General features: G+C 59.1%; 10 protein-coding genes. 6 read left to right on the top strand and 4 right to left on the bottom strand.

Annotated elements, in window-relative coordinates; genetic code table 11:
* Window positions 1-3 precede the first annotated feature (3 nt).
* From LC531_RS22875 to LC531_RS07090, 3 genes are all read left to right on the top strand, one after another.
* Complete coding sequence (locus LC531_RS22875; RefSeq protein ID WP_332874889.1) at window positions 4-588, top strand: SulP family inorganic anion transporter; 585 nt, start codon at window positions 4-6, stop codon at window positions 586-588.
* 32 nt (window positions 589-620) lie between these two features.
* Window positions 621-1,613: a SulP family inorganic anion transporter gene (locus LC531_RS22870; RefSeq protein ID WP_332874890.1), complete on the top strand. Its 993-nt coding sequence runs from the start codon at window positions 621-623 to the stop codon at window positions 1,611-1,613.
* A gap of 128 nt (window positions 1,614-1,741) precedes the next feature.
* Window positions 1,742-2,494, top strand: coding sequence for a carbonic anhydrase (locus LC531_RS07090; RefSeq protein WP_223649617.1), 753 nt, complete (start codon window positions 1,742-1,744; stop codon window positions 2,492-2,494).
* 69 nt (window positions 2,495-2,563) lie between these two features.
* Here LC531_RS07090 and LC531_RS07085 read toward each other — a convergent pair whose 3' ends face one another.
* From LC531_RS07085 to LC531_RS07075, 3 genes are all read right to left on the bottom strand, one after another.
* On the bottom strand, window positions 2,564-3,511 hold the full coding sequence (locus LC531_RS07085; protein WP_223649616.1) for a tetratricopeptide repeat protein: 948 nt from the start codon (window positions 3,509-3,511) through the stop codon (window positions 2,564-2,566).
* A 135-nt stretch (window positions 3,512-3,646) separates the two neighbouring features.
* A complete protein-coding gene (locus tag LC531_RS07080; protein WP_262903365.1) occupies window positions 3,647-6,373 on the bottom strand; it encodes a DNA gyrase/topoisomerase IV subunit A in 2,727 nt (908 codons plus the stop codon).
* A 484-nt stretch (window positions 6,374-6,857) separates the two neighbouring features.
* The gene (locus LC531_RS07075; RefSeq protein WP_223649615.1) at window positions 6,858-8,768 is read right to left on the bottom strand and encodes a DNA topoisomerase IV subunit B; all 1,911 of its coding nucleotides are present in this window, start codon (window positions 8,766-8,768) and stop codon (window positions 6,858-6,860) included.
* Window positions 8,769-8,973: 205 nt separating this feature from the next.
* Between LC531_RS07075 and LC531_RS07070 the strand changes: the two genes are divergently transcribed.
* Window positions 8,974-10,236, top strand: coding sequence for an AI-2E family transporter (locus LC531_RS07070; RefSeq protein WP_223649614.1), 1,263 nt, complete (start codon window positions 8,974-8,976; stop codon window positions 10,234-10,236).
* Between the two features lie 112 nt (window positions 10,237-10,348).
* The gene (locus LC531_RS07065) at window positions 10,349-10,810 is read left to right on the top strand and encodes a ferritin-like domain-containing protein (protein WP_223649613.1); all 462 of its coding nucleotides are present in this window, start codon (window positions 10,349-10,351) and stop codon (window positions 10,808-10,810) included.
* A 281-nt stretch (window positions 10,811-11,091) separates the two neighbouring features.
* Here the strand turns inward: LC531_RS07065 and LC531_RS07060 are convergent, their stop codons facing one another.
* On the bottom strand, window positions 11,092-11,787 hold the full coding sequence (locus LC531_RS07060; RefSeq protein ID WP_223649612.1) for a hypothetical protein: 696 nt from the start codon (window positions 11,785-11,787) through the stop codon (window positions 11,092-11,094).
* Window positions 11,788-12,117: 330 nt separating this feature from the next.
* Between LC531_RS07060 and LC531_RS07055 the strand changes: the two genes are divergently transcribed.
* The gene (locus tag LC531_RS07055; protein ID WP_223649611.1) at window positions 12,118-13,596 is read left to right on the top strand and encodes an exonuclease domain-containing protein; all 1,479 of its coding nucleotides are present in this window, start codon (window positions 12,118-12,120) and stop codon (window positions 13,594-13,596) included.
* Window positions 13,597-14,112: the final 516 nt, after the last annotated feature.

The raw sequence follows: 14,112 nt of genomic DNA, 5'->3' as shown, positions 1-14,112 counted from the left end.
TGCATGACTAAGGTTATTTCCGCACCGCAACCTGCGTGCGCTACCCACCCCGCGCCTACCCCCTCCCGCTTTAACAGCCTCGGCCAGGATGCGCCAGCGGGGCTGGTGGTATTTCTGGTGGCGCTGCCGCTGTGTTTGGGCATTTCGCTGGCCTCGGGCGCGCCGCTGCTGGCGGGGCTGATTTCGGGCATCGTGGGGGGCTTGCTGGTGAGCGTGCTCAGCGGCTCGGCGGTGAGCGTGAGTGGGCCGGCGGCGGGCCTCACCACCATTATGCTGGCGGCCATTTCGTCGCTGGGCTCGTGGCCGGCGGTGCTGGCGGCTACCGTGGTGGCGGGCGTTATCCAGCTGCTGCTGGGCGTGGCACGGGCGGGCGTTATCGCGCTCTACTTCCCGGCGGCCGTCATTCGCGGCATGTTGGCCTCCATCGGCATTATTTTGATAATGAAGCAGATACCTCACTTTCTGGGGGCTGACCGGGATTATTTTGAAGACCTGGACTTTTTGCAGCTCAACGGCGAAAATACGTTTTCGGCCATTGGTGCGGCGCTGGCGCACGTGAGCCCTGGCTCGGTGCTGGTGGGGGGGTAGGGCTAGCGCTGCTACTGCTCTGGGACAGCCCGGTGGTGCGGCGGCAGCCCTGGGCGCGGCTGGTGCCGGGCGCGCTGGTGGCGGTGCTGGCGGCAGTGGGTATCAACCAATTACTGCTGGCCGTAGCCCCTACCCTGGCTGTGCGCCCCGAGCACCTGGTGAAGCTGCCCGTGCTCTCCTCCTGGAGCCAGCTGGCGGGTACCATGACGTTTCCCGACTTCAGCGCCTTGCGCAACCCCGCCACCTACGGCGTGGCTTTTACCATCGCCAGCGTGGCCTCGCTCGAAACACTGCTCAGCATCGAGGCCGTGGACAACCTCGACCCGCAAAAACGCCATACGCCCACCAACCGTGAGCTGCTGGCGCAGGGCGCGGGCAACGTGGTGAGCGGCCTGCTGGGCGGCCTACCCCTCACGGCGGTTATCGTGCGCTCGTCGGCCAATATCGCGGCCGGCGGGCAAACTAAGCTCTCCGCCTTTATCCACGGCATCCTCTTGCTGATGAGTTTATTACTATTAGGTACGGCATTGAATTTGATTCCCCTGGCGGCACTGGCGGCGGTGCTGCTGGTAGTGGGCTTCAAGCTAACCAGGCCCGCGCTCTACCAGCAGCAGTGGCGGCTGGGTTGGGCACAGTTTGGGCCGTTTATTTTCACTATCATGGCGGTGCTGCTCACCGATTTGCTCAAGGGCGTGAGCATCGGGCTGGTGCTGGGTTTCTTCTTCATTCTCAAGGATAACGCCAAGGCGGGCTCCTACCTGCGGCGCGATGAATCGGCCCCCGACGCGGCTAATTTCCTGCACCTGCGCCTGCCCGAGCACGTCTCGTTTCTCAACAAAGCCAGCATCGTGACTACCCTCGAACAACTGCCCGCGGGCAGCCGCGTACTACTCGACGGCACCCGCTCCGATATGATTGACCACGACGTGCTGGAAGCCATTGAAGCCTTCCGGCGGGCGGCCCCGGCGCGGGGCATTGCGCTGGAGCTGCGCGGCGTGCGGGCGGTAGCGCTAGCCGGACATTAGAATTTCCGCTAGTAGCTTTATATTTTAATCAACAATACCTTACCAAAGGTGGGCCGTTATTCTACTTTTGGCCGCCTGCTTTCCCGTTCTTTACCATTCCTTTTGCTATCGCTACGCGCCTCGCACGTATGAAATCTTCCCCGCTCTCCTCTAAAAAATCTTCGGCTGGTATCCAAGACATTCTGGCCAATAACCGCAAGTGGGTGGCCGACCGCAACGCCGAAGACCCGCAATTTTTCCAGCGCATGGCCAATGGGCAGCAGCCGCGCTATTTATTTATCGGCTGCTCCGACTCGCGGGTGCCGGCTTCGGGCATCACCGGCACCGGACCGGGCGAGATGTTTGTGCACCGCAACATTGCTAACCTGGTGGTGCACACCGATATGAACCTGCTCAGCGTGTTACAATACGCGGTGGAAGTATTGGGCGTGCAGGATATTCTGGTGTGCGGGCACTACGGCTGCGGTGGCGTGGCGGCGGCGGCCAGCAGCAAGCAGTACGGCCTGATTGACAACTGGTTAGTTAATATTCGCGATGTGGTTCGCCTGCACGAAACGGAGCTGCTGCGCATTCCGGACGAAAAGCAGCGCCTACGCCGCCTGGTGGAGCTGAACGTGACGGAGCAGGTGCGTAACCTGGCCAAAACCAACATCATTCAGAACGCGCTGCGCGGTGACAACCCGCCCCGCCTGCACGGCCTCGTCTACGACATCGCCGATGGTGTGCTTAAAGACCTGGAAGTGAGCGGCACTACCGTTATCAACGACTTAGCGCATATCTATAATATGGAAGCGGAGCCCGCCGACCCTACCCCCCCCGCCGGGGCCGAAGCGAAGCCGGCTACCGGCCCCGGCCTGGTAACTAAGCTGAGTGAGGCATAGGCCATAAAAATTGAAACCCAAAAAAGCCGTTATCCTTCGACAAGCTCAGGATAACGGCTTTTTTGGGTTTCAATTTTTGATTTTTTTCTCCTTCCTATCACCCACCGCGCGCAGCCGCAGCTTTTCGCGGAGGCGGGCATTGCGGCTTTCGGCGCGCTGAAGCGGTTCCAACAGTTGCTGGCAGAGACGGTTTACGGCCAGGTCCTCGCTGGTGTAGGTGGGCAGCTTGACGGCAGCTTCGAGCAGGGCCAGGGCGCGGTGGCGCAGGCCCTCGTACTTATACACACGGGCCAGGTCGTAGTAATACTGAATGCGGGTGGGGTCGAGCAGACGGGCATGCTCCAAAGCGTCAACAGCTTTGCGCGACGTTGCGCCCTGCGGGTACCCACCCAGAAATATGCGTGAGAAGGTCTTTTCCAGCACGTTATAGTGGGCCACGCGGTAGTACCAACGGCCGAGCAGCTGCCAGGCTTCGGGCAGGTCGGGGCGCTGCTCGGTGGCCAGCAGCACGCGCGGGCGCAACTCCTTGAAGATGCGCAGCCGGTCGCGGGCGCTCAATAGGCTAGCCTCGCTAAACAAGGCCAGGGCCATCGCGTAGTTGCTCTCGCCCCCGGTGGGTTGCAGGGCCAGGGCGCGGTCGGCGTACTGCCGGGCGGCGTCAAAATAGGCTTTTTTGCGGGTTTCGTCCGAGTAGCGGTCGCCGATACTTACGCTCAGGCCAGCCGCCCGCCACAAGCTTTCGTAGTGCTGTGGGTCGAGCTTGAGCACCTGCTGGTATTGCGCCAGCGCGTCCGAATCCTTGTACTTGGCTTGCAGCGCGGCCGCCTGGCGCAAGTGCTGGCGCAGCGCTACCGAATCAGAGTTGTGGGAGGCGGCGGCCGGCAGCCGGCCCGGCAGCTCAGTTGCCTCTGGAATGGCGGGCTGCGAGGGCTGCGAGGTCGTGGTTTTTTGGGCCAGGGCCAAATGCGCGCTGCTCAGCAGCAACAGTAACGCACATTTTAGACGACCCAGCGGCATAAAACTCAGGTCTTATAATTGGTCGTCATTACGAACAGCGCGAAGCAATCGCACCAAAAATGAAATTCAAACGACTCGTTCTGACGCGATTGCTTCGCGCTGTTCGTAATGACAAACGGTTTGATTTCCTACCCCTCAAAACAGTCCCAGTTGCGCCTTGGGCCGCCGCAGCAGCGCCTGCGACTGCGCCACTTCCTCGTCGGTCACCTGCACGGATAGCGGGGGCTCAGGGGGGGGTAGGGCTTCGTCGCTACCCCCTTCCTCGGGCTTGGCGGGGCCGCGGCGCTTGGCCTCGCGGCGGGCGGGCTCGGGGCCTTCGTCGGTGAGCAGGGTCAGGGCGTGGATTTTGTAGTAGTTGAGCTTGTTGCCCATTGCTTTCCAGCCCTTTACCTCAATAAACTGGTCTAGGCGCAGGGTTTCGGTTTCCTTGTCGGCCTTTTTATCACGCTGCGCTTTGAGTTCGATTTCGGGCTCGGCGAAGGCAGTAACGGCCAGCAGCTTCGAGCCCTTGCTTTCCGAGATGAAGCTGAAGCGCTTGTCGAGGGTCGTGGTTTCGATGTGAAAACGCTTGACGTAGTGGGTTTTAGTATCGCCCTCCACGTACACGGCGCTGAGGGTTGTGTGAGGTTCCAGCTTGCGCAGCAGCACGATGTTGGGCACGTCGAAGCGCTTGGCCAGGTCGGGCGCGCTCAGCTCGTAGCTGCCATCCTTGAACACCACCAGCACCAGGTGCTCGGTGTCGAAGGTGCCCAGGTAGCGGCCGTGGCTGTCGTGGTTGAGGCGGCCCACCACACTGTCGAAGAATACCTCCCTACCCCCCAATGTACTGTCGCCCACCGACTTCTGCGTGATTTTCTTAATCGGCTGCTTGGTCACGATGTTGCCCATCGAACCCTTCCCCTTAATGGCCAACTCGGCAAAATCAAACTCAAACTGTTTGACCCGCGCCGGGGCCTTATCGCTGAGCTGCACCGTGATAATCTCGCTCTCCGAGTTCGGGTTAGCGCTGAGGTACAACGTTTTAGTACCCTTAGTACCCTTGGTGAGGTCGTAGGCTTTGTCGCGGGTGATGCCCGACACTAGAAAGCGCTTGGCGAAGCTGATGCCGCTCGCCCCGTCCACGTACACCATATTGTACACCAGCCGGTCGTCGTTCTTATTGTACACGCCCACGTGCAGCAAATCCTTGCCCACGAAGGTCTTTTCGGCGATGCGCGACACCACGAACGTGCCGTCGCGCTTGATGGCGATAATATCGTCCAGGTCCGAGCAGTCGGTCACGAACTCGGCCTTCTCGTCCTTTTTCAAACCATAGCCCACGAAGCCGTCTTGCCGGTTCACGTAGAGCTTCTGGTTAGCTACCGCAACCTTCTGAGCCGTAACTACATCAAAAGTTCGTAGCTGCGTTTTACGCTCGCGCCCTACCCCGTACTTTTTGAGCAGGTTCTCGAAGTACGCCACGGCGTAGCGCGTGAGGTTAGCCAAGTGGTCGGCTACTTCGGCCAGCTCGGCATCGAGCTTTTGCAGGTATTCTTCGGCCTTAAAACCGTCGAATTTGGAGATGCGCTTGATGCGGATTTCGGTCAGGCGCGTGAGGTCATCCTCGCTCACCGGGCGGCGGATTACCAGGCGCAGGTCGTTGGCCTTGAGCTTTTCGCCCTCCACGCGCACAAACTTTTTCAGGCCCGCATCGATGGTTTCCAGAATCTGCTCCCAGGTTTCGCACTCCTCGATTTTGCGGTAGATGCGGTTTTCGATGAAAATCTTTTCCAGCGAAGCCGAGTGCCAGCGCTCTTCCAGCTCCTGCTGCCTGATTTCCAGCTCGCGCTCCAGCAGGCGGCGGGTTTTGGCGGTGCTCAGGCGCAACATGTCCTCCACGCCCACGAAGCGCGGCTTGTCCTCGATGATAACGCAGGTATTGGGCGAAATCGAGATTTCGCAGTCGGTAAAGGCGTAGAGCGCGTCGATGGTGAGGTCGGGGCTGATGCCGGGCGGCAGCTGCACCTGAATCTCGACCTCGGCGGCGGTGTTATCCACCACCTTCTTAATCTTGATTTTATTGGCTTCGCTGGCCTTCACGATGCTTTCCATGAGCGCCGTGGTGGTGGTGCCGTAGGGAATATCGCGGATGATGAGCAGCGTTTTATCCACCTTCTCAATGGTGGCCCGCAGCCGGATGCGCCCGCCGCGCTGCCCACTCTGGTAATTGCTGATGTCGGCCAGGCCGCCGGTCGGAAAGTCGGGGTAGAGCTGGAACTCGCGGCCGCGCAGCACCGCGATACTGGCCTGGCACAGCTCGCGAAAGTTGTGCGGCATTATCTTGGTACTCAGGCCCACGGCAATGCCCTCTACCCCCTGCGCCAGCAGCAAGGGGAACTTCACGGGCAGCGTGGTGGGCTCGCGCTTGCGGCCGTCGTAGCTCATCTGCCACTCCGTGATGTCGGGGTTGAACACGACTTCGAGGGCAAACTTTGAGAGGCGGGCCTCGATGTAGCGCGGGGCGGCGGCCGAGTCGCCGGTGCGCGCGTCGCCCCAGTTGCCCTGCGTTTCGATGAGCAAATCTTTCTGGCCCAGGTTCACCATCGCGTCGCCGATGCTGGCATCGCCATGCGGGTGATACTGCATGGTCTGGCCGATGACGTTAGCCACTTTGTTGAAGCGGCCATCGTCCATCTCCTTCATGGCGTGCATGATGCGGCGCTGCACGGGCTTCAGGCCGTCTTCCACGGCCGGCACGGCGCGCTCCAGAATCACGTAGCTGGCGTAGTCCAGAAACCAGTTCTGGTACATGCCGCGTACGTTGTTCGCATCGTGAATTACCTCGCCGGGGGCAAACTTGGCTTCTTCCTCCACCGCTGCCAGGGCAGCTTCCTCAGGCGAGTCGGGCTCCGGGTCCACGGCAGCCGGGTCCAACTCAGTTTCTTCGGCCCCTACCCCCCCTTCCTCGCCAAGCAGCGCGTGCGTCACGGTTTGCGCAGCCTCGATGGCGGTTTCGGCCAGGTCGTCGGCTAAAGGGCCGGTTGGCGCGCGCAGGTCAAAATCCAGGGAGTCGCCCGGCTGCAAGAACTCAGCATCGGAAATAGGAGGAGTAGAATTAGCCACGGAAAAAGCGTAAAATCAGCAAGCTGCCACCAAAAGTACCGTAAAAATGGGGCCGTGCCCCAGCTTAGCAAACCGGGGCCGGCTCGAAAAGTTCCCAATAATATTAGTCAGATAGCACATCCCATCTACTAATTTAAATAGTAAATAGCCGGCTTCCCGGTTTGAAAACCCCACCCAGCAACCTGATAAGGCAAAGCTAGCGCAGGGGTAGGGCCGCTACACAGCCCTACCCCTGCTTGGTTACTCAGGCCAGCGCGATGTCGGCCACGGGTAATATATCGCTGATAACCAGGTCTTTCTCCAGGCGCAGGTTATCGATGATGAACTCCTGACGGGCGGGCGTATTCTTACCCATGTAGTAGGCCAGCACCTGCTGCACCGAGCGGTCCGATTGCAGGATAACAGGCTCCAGCTTAATGTTTTCACCAATAAAGCGACCGAATTCGTCGGGTGAGATTTCGCCCAGACCCTTGAAGCGTGTCACCTCGGGATTGCGGCCCAGCTTGTGCATAGCGGCCTGCTTCTCACTTTCCGAATAGCAGTAAATGGTTTCCTTCTTATTACGCACCCGGAAAAGTGGCGTTTCCAGGATGTAAACGTGGCCGTTGCGCACGAGGTCGGGAAAGAACTGGAGGAAAAACGTGAGCAACAGCAGCCGGATGTGCATGCCGTCCACGTCGGCGTCGGTAGCGATAACGACCCGGTTGTAGCGCAGCCCTTCCAGCCCTTCCTCAATGTTGAGGGCGTGTTGGAGAAGGTTGAACTCCTCATTCTCATACACGATTTTCTTCTTGAGCCCGAAGCAGTTGAGCGGTTTACCGCGCAGGCTGAACACGGCTTCCAGCTCCACGTTGCGGCTCTTGGTGATGCTACCGCTGGCCGAGTCGCCCTCCGTGATGAATAGCGTAGTGAGCGGCTCCTTTTCGGCCCCGTCCTTGGCGTTTTCACCCAGGTGAAAGCGGCAGTCGCGCAGCTTGCGGTTGTGCAGGTTGGCTTTTTTGGCGCGCAGGTTGGCCAGCTTTTTTACGCCGGCCATGTCTTTGCGCTCGCGCTCGCTCTGCTCGATGCGCTTCTTGAGCAATTCCTTGGTTTCGGGGTTTTTGTGCAGGAAATTGTCCAGATGCTCCTTCACAAAATCGAGGATGAAGCCGCGCACCGTGGGGCTTTCCGGCCCCATGTTGAGGCTGCCGAGCTTGGTTTTGGTCTGGCTCTCAAACACGGGCTCCTGCACCCGTATGGAGATGGCTCCCACCACGCTGGCCCGAATGTCGGCCGCGTCGTATTCTTTGCCATAATGCTCGCGCACGGTCTTCACCAACGCTTCGCGGAACGCGGCTAAGTGCGTGCCACCCTGCGTAGTATACTGGCCGTTCACGAAGGAATAATACTCCTCGCCGTAGTCGTTGCCGTGGGTCAGGGCCAGCTCAATATCTTCGCCCTGGAGGTGAATGAGGGGGTAGCGCCGGCTGGCCGGGTCGGTTTTGTCGGCCAGCAAATCGTGCAGGCCGTGCTCGGAAAAGAACTTCTGGCCATTGAAATAGATACTCAGGCCGGCATTGAGGTAGCAGTAGTAGCGAATCTGATTTTCCAGATACTCCGGGATGAAGCGGTAGTTCTTGAAAATCGTCTCGTCGGGCTGAAAGGTGACGAGCGTGCCGTTGCGCTGGCTGGTTTTCTGGGGGGTAGGGTCCTGCATAAGTTGGCCCTGCGAAAACTCGGCCGCCTTGAGCTGGCCGTCACGCACGCTTTGCACCAAGAAGTGGCTGCTGAGCGCGTTCACGGCCTTGGTACCTACCCCGTTGAGGCCCACCGACTTCTGAAAAACCTTGCTATCGTACTTGCCGCCGGTGTTAATTTTGCTCACCACGTCCACCACCTTGCCCAGCGGGATACCGCGGCCGTAGTCGCGCACCTGCACCTTGCTGTCCGAGATTTTAATCTCGATGGTGCGGCCGTAGCCCATCACGTACTCGTCGATGCAGTTGTCCACTACCTCCTTCACCAGCACGTAGATACCATCGTCGTAGCTGCTGCCGTCGCCGAGCTTGCCAATGTACATGCCCGGCCGCAGGCGGATGTGCTCGCGCCAATCGAGCGAGCGGATGCTGTCTTCGGTATAATTGTGGGCGGGCGGGGCGGGTAGGGTAGTACTCATGAAGTAAATTTCCGTAGAAGGCGCGGATAAGCGGGTAAAATAACGGCAGAAATAGCGGCGGCCCACCACCGGCCGGCCAGTCAGGTTAGCTTTTTCAGCCAAGCTACTTAGCCAACAGCCCGCCTACCCCCCCGGTTCACCCAGCCTCAAAGCGACCTCCCCCCAATTCAAAATTCCACCTTCATCATTCATAAATTACCAAAGAATGCTACCCCCTCCCAACCAGTTTAATGCCCCGCGCAACGTGCCCTCGGCGGCCAACATGCACGTGCCCACGCAGGTAAAGCAGCCGGCGGTTATTTACTTCACGTTTTTCCTGGTTGGTCTTTCGCTAACGGTATTTGTGCTGCACACCCTGGCCGATTTGTTTCTGCCCCTGGTGTACGCCATTCTGTTCTCGCTGCTGCTTATGCCCATCGTCACGCGGCTAGAGCGCTGGCACTGGCCCCGGATGCTGGCCATCGCGGTAGCCATTCTACTAGTGGCGCTGAGCGTGGGGCTGCTGTTCACATTTTTTGGCAGCCAAATAATCGGGCTGCGCTCCGAGCTGCCGCTCATCCAGACTAAGCTCGGGGTGCTCTTCAACCAGACGCAGCAGCAGCTGGCGCAACGCTTCCACTTCCAGCCCGTGAGCCGCGAGCAGGTGATTGACAAAACCCTGCTCGCCATTCGCAATGAGGGCGGCAGCTACCTCGGCTCCACGCTCGATACCACGCTGGGCGTGCTCAGCACGGTGGTACTGGTGCCCATTTACATGTTTTGCTTTCTCTATTACCGCGACCACCTGCGGCAATTCATGTTCCGCTTTGTGGAGCCCGACAAGCGCACCACCGTATTGCACACCGTGGATAATATTCAGAACGTGGTGCAGGGCTACATGGTGGGCCTGGCCACGGTCATCGCGGTGGTGTCGGTGATGAACGCCATCGGCTTGCTGGCGCTGGGGGTGAAGTACGCGCTGTTTTTCGCCGTGTTTGCCTCGGTGCTGGCCGTTATTCCCTACATCGGCATCACGGTCGGCTCTATCATCCCGGCCCTCATCACCTATGTCGAAACCGGCTCGCTGGTGCATGGGCTGGCCGTAGTGGGCGTGTTCATGTTCGTGCAGGTCATCTCCGATAACATCCTGTCGCCGCTCATCACGGCCTCCAAAGTCAGTCTGAACCCCCTCACAGCCATCATCGCCCTTATTCTGGGGGCGCAACTCTGGGGCACGCCGGGCATGATTCTGAGCGTGCCCATTTCGGCCGTTATCAAGGTAATGCTCGATGCTAACAAGTCAACTGAGCCCTGGGGCTTTCTACTCGGCGACGTGGGCGACGGCGAGGCTACGAACAAAGACCCCGCCGACGGCCGCGGCTTCGTGGCCAAACTCTGGGACCGGCTGCGCGGCAAGCGCCCGCCCGCGCCACCCGAGCCGCTGCTGCCGCCCGCCACAAAGGCGCGGCGCGTGTATGATGAAGCCTAGCGCGGGCCGTAACCCCTACCCCCCGCTTATCCGTACAAGGGAGCACAGCCGGGGAAGCAAAGCTACCCTGGCCGTACTCCCTTCCTTTTCCACAATACCTTTTTTACCCATCATGGCTAACGAAACAATTTCCCGCGCCCTCACCGACATTCTGAACCTGAACCGCACCTCGGTGAAAGGCTACCAGGAGGCCGCCGAAGAGGTGAAAAACCCCGAATTGAAATCCAAGCTGAGCCAGTTTTCGCAGCAGCGCGCCGGCTTTGTATCGGACCTCGAGGGCTTTGCTAAGCAGTACAACATTGATGCTCACGACACGAACACCGTGGAGAGCGTAGCCACCGATGCTGCCGCCGCCGTGCACCGCGGCTGGATTAACATCAAGGCCGCCATTACGGGCCAGGATGACTCGGCGGTGCTCGACGCCGCTGAAACCGGCGAAGCCACGGCCCTAAAAGCCTACGAAACTGCCCTTTCGGCTCAGGATATTCCGGCTGGCGCTAAGTCGGTGTTCCAGCAGCAACACGATGCCATCCTGCAAGCCAAAAACTGGCTGGCAATGAATAAGAATAAGTAAGTCAACGGCTTTGCCTGCAAGGCAGCTTCCAAAACGCCTGCCCCCACGGCAGGCGTTTTTGCGTTTTACCGGGTACTCAGACGCGGCTTGGACGCTAGAAGCTGCCAACCTGGGCAGCCGCATGGCCGGCAAAGCTCCGCGTTTTTCTCTGCGAACTCTGCACTAAATTCTCTTTGTGTGTTTCAACAGGCAGCGAAGTGACGATGAATAATCGCGCGCTGTTTTCTGCCTACCTTTTTTCTTCCTCTGAGGCTTTTCGCAGCGAAGGGGAGCGGGACTTATCAAATGGTATCGCTTGCCTCCGGGTAAGGGGTCGGCGTGTAGAGAGCATCAGGAATATCCACCTCGAAGTCGCGCGCCAGGAGGTAGCTCTCACCGTTAATAAACAATATCACGGGACGGGGCTGCTCCTGCGGCTCCCGGCGCACCTCATAGGGTAGCTGCTGCTCATCCAGTATCGTCCGCAATAGGTGAAACGGCGTATAGGGCAGGCGTAAGGCGTAGGTAGGATTACGCTGGAGCGCCGTTTGATTAGGGATATAACGGTACGCTTCAAGAGGCGAAAAAGTGTTGCCCAAGTCCGCTCGCATTCGGGTATTTAGCGCGGCCCATGCCGTCTCCTCGATGCCCTGCGGAAACGCGATTTGCCCGTCCTGCTCATATGCCCACTGACGGCTGTCGTCGGCGTCCACGTCGAAACAAAATTCCGAAATACCAGTGCAGGCATCCGGCGTGAGCCGAAATTCTAGCAGGTGCCGGGGGCGTATAATCACGTCCATTTGCCAGTTCCGCGTAAAAATATACTGGCGCGTTCCGCTGGCGTCCAGAATGGAAAATCCCAGTTCACGCTTATGATACAGCCGGCAAGTCAGGCGGTAAAAATTGTCTTCCCCCGGCTGCTGCAACGAATACGAGTGAAAATCTACCTCCTGAAAAGGCGTATCTATTCGGAGTTGGCTGTAGAGAAACGTGGCCATAATGCGATTTAGGAAGGGGCTGAGTTGGGCTGAAATCCGAATGACTTCCCTGGAGCGAGCGAAATTAGCGGTGCAACTCACCGGTTTTCTTTCTCCCCTGAAAATCATTTCCTAAAGATACTATCACGACTTGGTTGTCCCCACCCTGGCCGTTTCACTCTGGCGGCCGACGAGGGAAACGGCCCTAGTCGAGGCAGGTCGAAGTAGTAGAATATGGCCCGCCTGCTGAGGAGCGACGAGCCGAGCCGCAAGCAGGGCCACCGGGGCGGGGCGCAACCTTTCGGCAGACTAACTTTGTTAGCCCGCCATTAGCCTCGCTCCTACCCCGCCTTGTACGCCATTATTGACCTTGAGACTACTGGCGGCCAGCCCGCCAACGACCGCATCACGGAGCTGGCCATTTTTGTGCATGATGGCCAGCGGGTGGTTGATTCCTACACCACGCTCGTGAATCCGGGCCGCGCCATTCCGCCCTTCATTACCCAGCTCACGGGCATCACCAACGACATGGTGGCCGATGCGCCGCGCTTCCACGAGGTGGCGCGCAAGGTGGTGGAACTGACGGAGGGCTGCGTATTTGTGGCTCATAACGTGCGGTTTGACTATTCTTTTTTAAAAAAAGAGTTTGCTGACCTGGGCTATAATTATTCGCGCAAAACGCTGTGTACCGTGCGGCTCTCGCGCTCGCTCATTCCGGGCCAGCCGAGCTACAGCCTGGGCAAATTGTGCCAGAGCATCGGCATTCCGCTGGAGGGTAGGCACCGCGCTGCCGGCGACGCCGAGGCCACGGCCGTGCTCTTCGACCGCCTGCTGAAAATCACCCAGGCCAGCGATGCCGCCGAAGCCAGCGCCGCCGACGCCCTGGCCCGCGTGGATGCCCTGGCCCCCGCTGGCCGCAGCGCCAGCGCCGAGAAAAAACCCAGTCCGCGCCGGGTGGCGGCGATGGCGCAGGCCATCAAAACGGCCCTCCTACCCCCCCTCATCACGCCCGAGCAGGTGGCTGCCCTACCCCAGGAAACGGGCGTGTACTACTTCCACAACGAGGCCGGCGAGGTGATTTACGTGGGCAAGAGCATCAACATCTACAAGCGCATTCAGCAGCACTTTGCGGTGGATGTGAAGTCGCGCAAGAGCCTGGATTTCAAGAACTCCATTGCCGATATTACCTGGGAGCTGACGGGCTCCGAGCTGGTGGCGCTGCTCTACGAGTCGCACCTCATCAAGCAGTTGAAGCCAGCCTATAACCGGGCGCAGCGGCGAAGCGTGTTTCCGGCCGGCATCTACCTCAAAACCAACGAGGACGGCTATAAATGTCTGTACTACGGCCGCGCCGATGCGCGCAATTCCGAGATTCCCATTATCGCGCTCGGCAACCAGTACAAGGCGCAGGGCTTTCTGTATCATAAGGTTGCGAAGTATAACCTGTGCCAGAAGCTATGTGGCCTATATAAGACACAGGGCGCGTGCTTCGACTACCAGGTGCATCGCTGCCAGGGTGCCTGCCTGGGCCTGGAGCCGCCCGCGAGCTACAACCAGCGCGTAGACGATGCCATAGACAGTATCACCTATGAGCACGAGTCGTTTGTAGTCATTGGGGCGGGCCGGCGGGCCGGCGAGCGCTCGCTGGTAGTGGTCGAGAATGGCCGTTACGTAGGCTTCGGCTACGTGGACGAGACCTTTACGGCCCGTAAGCTGCACGACTTCCGCGAGGCCGTGCGGCCCTACGCCGATAACAAGGACGTGCAGCAGATTATTCGTCTGCACCTGCGCAAAAAGCACAAGGGCGAGCAGGTGAAGGTGTTTGGGTAGTGGCCACAGCCGGCTCAATCGCGGCAACCCCACCCTCAATTACTACGCAAAAACCACCACGCAATCTGGTTCAGCGCTTTCTGCGAACCTGGTTATGTAGTAGGTCCTGAATTCAGCAGGGTAGTTAGTAGCCGCGAGAGAAGCTCCCTAATTACTAAGCCCCTGAACATCTTACAGATGAGGTTTAGGTAGCATGCATAGTTTAGGCTTTTTCTATTTACTTTGTGGCATCCTTTTCGCGGGCCACTGCGTGGTTGGCCGGCCATTTCTTACTCTCTTCTATTGGCTTAATTAACTACACTGCCATGAGCTTGCCGGTACCCGTGACTAATTCACCGTTGTATCAGCTGGTGAAGCAGGCCGCGCCGGACTTCGTGCTACCACCAAGCCGTTGTCTACCCAGGCGGTAGGCTTGGCTGCGTGCGGCTGCATAAAGTTATTTTCCGGGGTAGCAGTGCGAAATTATTATGAGAAAAACCGGCTAACAACTCTGCTTTTGGAGCCTAGAATTTTGTC

Origin of the sequence: Hymenobacter psoromatis (genome assembly GCF_020012125.1) — a bacterium.
Classification (GTDB): Bacteria; Bacteroidota; Bacteroidia; order Cytophagales; family Hymenobacteraceae; genus Hymenobacter; species Hymenobacter psoromatis.
This window is presented reverse-complemented; position numbering and strand designations above follow the sequence as displayed.